We start from the raw sequence: 6661 nt of genomic DNA on the forward strand, positions 1-6661 counted from the left end.
GTGTGGGCATTTTGACGCTTACTTTATTATCACTTCTTGTAGTCTTCCATTCTGATTTTTTTAATGCTTCATATGCTTTTTTACCAGTGAGCTTTGCAAGCATTGCTTCTTCTAGTGTTCTAGAATATCCATCGACAGCATTTTGATAGCACAAATTAACTTTACCATCAAGAATGATGTTTCCATCAGCACTCTTCCATGTGTATAAGTCTTTTACTGTAGGTATTTGACCATTGTTGTTTTCTTTATAAAAATTGGAAATTGTAGAGTTACTCGTTTCAGATGATTCAATGGCACTTATAGTAGTAGCCGCTTTTGCATAATCTAGGTCAGTAATAATAAGTGACTTAATTCCCATAAACTCTAAAAGTCTCTTGTAATTATACGCATACGCTCCACCCACTTGAACAAAAGCTATGTATAATTCATTTAGCTTTGAGTACTCTTGGAATGTGGCTAATTTTCTTATGAGTAATCTTTCAGTATCACCCTCATAAAATATAACCCTATCAGCAAACACAACCTCTGAAAATCCAACTTCAAAGAACCAATCATATAAGTTGTCTAAGACTGGATCATCCTTGATTTCCTCCTTAAAACTTGATAAATCAAGCATTTTGCTTTTAAACTTGTTTTCCGACTTACTAATTCTTATTTTCTTCAAATCTGTAACACGTACAATTTCACTAGAATGAGTTGTTATTAAGCCTTGAATACCCTTTTGCCTATAATATGTTCGTAAGTATTTACCAAATACATTTTGCATTTGAGGGTGCATGTGAGATTCCGGTTCTTCAATAAAAAACATATTTACTAACAGTGGATTTATGCTCCTCTTATAGTCTTCCAACTGTACAAGAATATAAATCATGTTACTATATCCTAATCCTTGAGACGATTCTCCTAATGTAAGATCATCGATTTGATACTTTGCATTTGTTACTTGACTTATCAATGACTTAATCGAATCTTCCGTGACATAAATATTGAGTATCATGTCTCCCGTGTTGCCGCCATTTGCCTCTGATATGGCGGTTATAGCATCAGATAGTGTCTCCATTGAAGTGCGATGTACATGCTCTGTAATGCTTTCTGTCTCTAGTCTTTGAAGAATTTTGTCCGGAAGAGATTCGATTAACTGTTTCCAGTTATCATCATGACTTGACAATGAGATTAAATTCTTACTAAGACTTCTAGTTGTATCAGTATTCTGATCATCTAAATTTCGAGATGCACAAACATTATTAAAATTAAACAACGAACGGAACTCTTTTCCGTCGATGCTACTACAGTTACTAAAACTGCTATCTGTAAACTCAATGTGCTCTGTCAAACTATCAATATAGATCGATATAAGCATATCTTTAAGATAATCGATTTTTTTTGGTTCATTCTCCGGAATGGTGATATCTTCGAATCTCATTTTCAGCTTTCTATAATTAGCAGATAGTACTTTGCTTAAGTTGGTTTCTTTTGAAATAAGGCTGTATTTGAAATAAAATGAGTTAATTAAAGGGTCAAAATCCATAATATAGTCAGCAAAAAGACGAATATCATCTGATTCAGGATTATAATCAACCGTTAGCTTGAGTGTAGTTGGTAACAAAAGATGATTCGTTGGATTGTCTAATGTTGGAAAAAGAAAATCAATTATCTTTTTAATAGTAGAATCCTCATCAAGATTTTCAGAAAAAATAGCACTTAATTCCTGAAAAACCTCGTCTATCCAATCTTTTGTATCCTTTACCGGTAAATCACTACTTTTAAATGTTTTACCTCTGCCATTTATCACCTGGTCAAGGAACTCGATTATTGATGTTTTACCACTATTATTAGCACCAGCTAACAATGTGATGTCACTATCAAAAGACAATGTAACATTTTTGAATTTTCTAAAATTTTGTATTTCTATTTTGCTCAAATTCATTTCTCCACCTGTATGTTTCTAATAATGAGAAATCATACCTTCCTTCCTTTTTTTTATACGATGCTGATTAACGAATCTATTACATAATTGCACTTATTCTCTCCATGCAAGGCGAATCTTCCCTACTCTTTCATGCCTATACTGAATCCATATACTTTTAGTAACGCCTCCAAACTTTAACGTTGTATCACCACTAAGATTATAATCTATCATACATACAAAATTCGTGTTATTCGGTAACAAGTTCTTTCCTCGTCTGCCATCGCTTCTAAAAATATTAAGATATATAGAGTCAGCCTCCATATCACCATGTTTTACTCTCATTGTAGGTTGAGCAACATTCTTCAATGATTTTAATTGTTCAATAGTCTTGTTAGCAATTGACATAATTTTACTTCTGTCAAAATCTTCACCTACAAAGACCTCAGCTTTAAGCTTTTTAGAATCTATCGTACTAACATCCTGAATATTCTTGATATTCCAGTCCTCAAAGTAAAAATTATTAAACCTATGGTACTTTACTTCCATCTCATTAATAGACTCATCAGATGGTTCCCAATATACAAAATCTTTCCGTTCAATACAATCTTTTAAGACTTCAGCAAAACTTCTTTTTCTATTAATAATGTCCATAAGTTCAGTTTTCTTATATCTAATCCAACAAGTGTTAGTTCTCTCATTTGAAACTAATATCATATATTGATCAAAATCAGGATATTTATTATAAACAATTGGAAGAATAAATGTTGCTAACTCACTTATCTTTGTTCGTTTTATATCTTTAACAACAAAATCTAGATTAATCTGTTTCCCATCTGGTGATAAACTTATATAATTACATCGAGAAGTAGGATAGCTAAGATTTAAGGCTAAAATGTCGAAATGTAACTTATTAGGTTCTGTAAAGCCTATTTTTATCAAGTCAAAATTTTCTTGAATAAACTGTATACTTGATAGTATTACTGCACTACACAGATCATAAATTTTATCAAGAACTTCCTTAAGCTCATATATTTTTAATATATCAGTCTTTGGCATTCTCGATTCTGTATATGTAAAATGTATCTCGTAACCAATTGACCCTCGCCGAATAACTATTCCACCATGATTAATTGCATTCCTAATATTCACATTAATATCAGAAGTTAAAAATTCAAAACCATTTGAAGCCAATACATCAAGAATCCCCCTCAATTTTTTTTGACTTGCAAAGTCCTTTGTAGTTGTTTCATTTAAAAACAATATGATAGCCCTATATAGGTTAGTTAAACATCCTTCGACCAAAGTGGTATATGTTGGTATATAGTGCATCCGAGCTTTTATATGATCATCTTCACCAAAACCATCTAGTATGGAGAGTGTTTCTGTAATTTCAATATACGCTTTATATCCTATCAAGAAATGTTCTATAGATTCATCAGGTAACTCATTAATCGAACTTCTATTGTTTACTAATAAATTTGTCAGTTCTGTATATGTCTTTAATCTGATATCTCTATTCCAATACAATGATGGCTCGTTGTAAAGAATATCTGAAAAAAGAGTTGTCATCCCAGGCTTGATAGAGTTATACGAAGTTCCAATTTGCTTGTTAACCTCTAAGACCAACTCATTCATGTTAAACGTATCTTCATACCTAGCTTTTAAATAACTCAGTATCATTCTTATCTTCCTCTAATCCATTTCCCTATTACTGTTTAATATTGTCTGAGTAATCGTTAGTAATTCTGCTATGTTGCAAAATTTAAACTCATAATTATTGAGTGGACATCCTCCAAACTTCTCCATGTTAAATCCATGTCTACATACTTTTTCCTTTGACTCAATTATTAGTATTGAGCTTTTAGTAGCCTTTTCGTCACCTACTTTAAATCTAGAAATATTTTCCTGCGCACTGTGTTCATCATTCCAATATTTCTCTCCAATTACTCTGTCACATTCTTCTGTACATATATCAAATAAATCTCTTAGCAATGAATTAATTATTGGTTCAAATAAAATGTTAATGCTCCTTTGACCTGTCACCATTTAGCCTACACTGGATGTCACGAAGTTGCTTAAAAGTCTGGCACAGAGTTTGTTGTTGTCGGGGCAAGGTTCTGCCCCAACATTTCGCCTAGCTAAAACGCAAGGCCATGGCATTTAGTGCCAGTAGTTGATTTTCTTCATCAAGGTTGCTTAGAAGCTCCAAAGGTGTTGTACATTCATCCCGGTATCGATTGTACAGATTGAATCCCAGCCGGATCAGTGCCTCGCATCCAGAAGAAAAATCTACCTTGTCATCCGACAGACATAGTCGGATCTGATGTTCACTAAAATTGTATATACTGTTTCGCTTCTGATACAAATCATCGTTTCCTGCGAGTAGGAAAAACAATGCGTACCGTTCACTATCCCGATTACGGGTGTTATCCTTGAGTAGCAGTTCTTCATAACGCAGTTTATGCTGCTGTGATAGAAATACAGATTCTCTATGCGTCAGTTACCGCCTTTCAGCATTTCGTGATCTATGACGTACCATACTGCGTGTTCATCGATCAGGCGCTTGCTTTGCTGAGCCGCATACATCAGGCTTTTTTCTGCAATGCGGTTGATGCTACGTTTTATACCGCTGGATTCTTTATGGATTTCATCCAACGCTCTGTCAGTGAAGATATCTTCTTTGCCACCTGCATAAATCAGATGGGAGCGGATGTAGCTTTCCGTTTCTGAACGATCCAGATGTGGAAGGACGCAGTTCATGTCGATACGCTGCCGGACAGCGGCATATCGTTTAAGTTTGAGTTTATCCCATAGTTCCGTTTGTCCTACAAGCACCAGTGCCATGGGACTCACAGAGTCAAAGCGGTAATTGAGTAAAAATCTAAATTCTTCTATGGTTTCTTTCTCAAGTAGATGCGCTTCATCTAGAATGCAGACAACCTTCTTTTTCTGGACGCCACGAAGTATTTCTACTTCTTTTTGCAGCTGTCTTTTAGCATCACCACGATAGAATCTTGATTCAATACCAAGCTGATCCAGAAGACCTTTGTAGAACCATCTTGGTGTCAGTTTCGAATCCGACAGGTACAGAAAGATGTATTCTTCCTTTGGCAGACTGGAGACAAAGGAACGTATTAGTGTTGATTTACCGCAGCCGGCATCGGCTGTGACAACAGCAAAAAGCTGTCTGTCAGCCACATAGGCAAGTCTGCCCAGAGCATCTACGACATGGGAAGATTCATAGAGTTTATCAGGCTGCAGGTTTCGTGTGAATGGTGTGTGTTCCATTCCAAAGAATGTTTCATACATTGGGCTTGCCCTCCTTTCGGTAGTTGCCGAAAGAAAGCGCATCCGCCTTCATTTGCCTGCTATGGTTACGTTTCTGTTCCAGACCTTCCAGAAATCTGGAAGTTTCAGGTTCTTCCGGAAGCATGCACAAGGGCAGGTCAGGCTTCGGATCACAGAAACTACCGATCTTGATTGGTTCTGCCTGAATAGGCTGAGTACCGGGATAGGTTACAGTGATAACTTCCGGCGCCATTGGATCATAAGCGATGTCCACGGTTGCTCCGATAAGTGCGGTACTGGTTTCATATTTGAGACCATTAAAGCTGATGCATGCACCGTTGTCAACGACCCTAGTTTCATGATGCAGAAATGCTTTGCCGACAACTCCGGCATCAATGAATGTCAAGACTCTGGAATCTCGGTTCCATTCCTGTAGTGGGCTGATACCCTCTGACGGCACTGAAGAACCAAGGCTTTTGTAGTATTCGGCGATACCATCATGTGGCTTGTTGTGATAGTACTCTTCGAGCCATATATCCCAGAAATGGTTCAGTTCATCCAGTGTCTTCACTTTCTGGGCTTTAGCTTCAGCAAGGAAGGCATTTACGAATCTATTGAATACTTCCACGCCACCTTTGCTGCTTGGTGAGTATGGCTTTGCGTGAAGTACCTTGATTCCCAATGAAGACAATGACTTTATCAACTGAGTAGATATATACTGGGAACCTCGGTCATGATAAGCAGCGTCCATCTTGCCAAATTTTAGTATCGCACGTCGATAACTGTCTTCTATGATTTCTTTTTCCTGATTGTCATAGAATCTTGCGTCCAGGACCAGCCTTGAATGGTTATCGATAATGACTGATAGATATGTTTGAATCTTTTTACCATCCTTGCCAAACGCCATCTTAGGTCCATACTTGATGTCAGCTTCAGCTAACATCATCCGGTGAGGCTTGCAAAAGCGTCTTGACGAACTCTTTCTTGCTTCGTTGTACTTACGCATCTGCTTCTTCCCGAAACCTGCTTTATACAGATGCCGCTGAAGGGTAGAACGTTTGAGAATGCCTGGTGCCACACGGCCTTCCATCTCAAGAATCAGGATCAGTTGTGCCACTGAACGGCTTGGAACTTCCCGTTTTAGCTGAATAGCTTCTGCAACCAGTTCATCAAAGTTATCCGGTAGACTCTTAGACCTCCGCATCTCTCTATTCATGGGCTTCAGGCCTGCAAACTGACTTTGGTTAAATGATTTTTCATACCGGTATAAACTCCTGACAGATAACTGATGAGTTTGTGCCAGCTGATTGCGAAGTTCCTGTTTCTTAGCCGAGTCAATATCCTCTGCAAGCAAGGGTGCGATGATTTGGAACCGTTTTAATGCTTCGTCATCCTGCCATTTTTTACTTGTCACTTCATTACTCATAGTGATGACCTCCTTTTGGGTCATCATACGACAAAGGG

General features: G+C 37.1%; 6 protein-coding genes. All 6 read right to left on the bottom strand.

Annotated features, from left to right (window positions below; all coding sequences use genetic code 11):
* Window positions 1–1921: ATP-dependent nuclease (locus F8153_RS15530; protein WP_192929863.1), on the bottom strand; the 1921-nt coding region annotated here is incomplete at its 3' end.
* 99 nt (window positions 1922–2020) lie between these two features.
* Window positions 2021–3589 (bottom strand): hypothetical protein, encoded by a 1569-nt coding sequence (locus tag F8153_RS15535; RefSeq protein WP_151867275.1) that lies wholly within the window; start codon window positions 3587–3589, stop codon window positions 2021–2023.
* A 12-nt stretch (window positions 3590–3601) separates the two neighbouring features.
* Entirely contained in the window at window positions 3602–3952 is a 351-nt protein-coding gene (locus tag F8153_RS15540; protein ID WP_151867276.1) for a hypothetical protein, read from the bottom strand.
* Window positions 3953–4043: 91 nt separating this feature from the next.
* Window positions 4044–4409 carry a DUF6075 family protein gene (locus tag F8153_RS16775; RefSeq protein ID WP_408608764.1) on the bottom strand — a complete coding sequence of 122 codons (366 nt, stop codon included), beginning with the start codon at window positions 4407–4409 and terminating at the stop codon, window positions 4044–4046.
* On the bottom strand, window positions 4406–5218 hold the full coding sequence (locus tag F8153_RS15545; protein ID WP_151867277.1) for an ExeA family protein: 813 nt from the start codon (window positions 5216–5218) through the stop codon (window positions 4406–4408). Before F8153_RS15545 ends, F8153_RS16775 begins: the two co-directional genes overlap by 4 nt.
* On the bottom strand, window positions 5211–6623 hold the full coding sequence (locus F8153_RS15550; RefSeq protein ID WP_151867278.1) for a DDE-type integrase/transposase/recombinase: 1413 nt from the start codon (window positions 6621–6623) through the stop codon (window positions 5211–5213). Before F8153_RS15550 ends, F8153_RS15545 begins: the two co-directional genes overlap by 8 nt.
* Window positions 6624–6661 lie beyond the last annotated feature (38 nt).

Origin of the sequence: Alkaliphilus serpentinus (assembly GCF_009017255.1) — a bacterium.
GTDB classification, from domain to species: domain Bacteria; phylum Bacillota; class Clostridia; order Peptostreptococcales; family Natronincolaceae; genus Alkaliphilus_D; species Alkaliphilus_D serpentinus.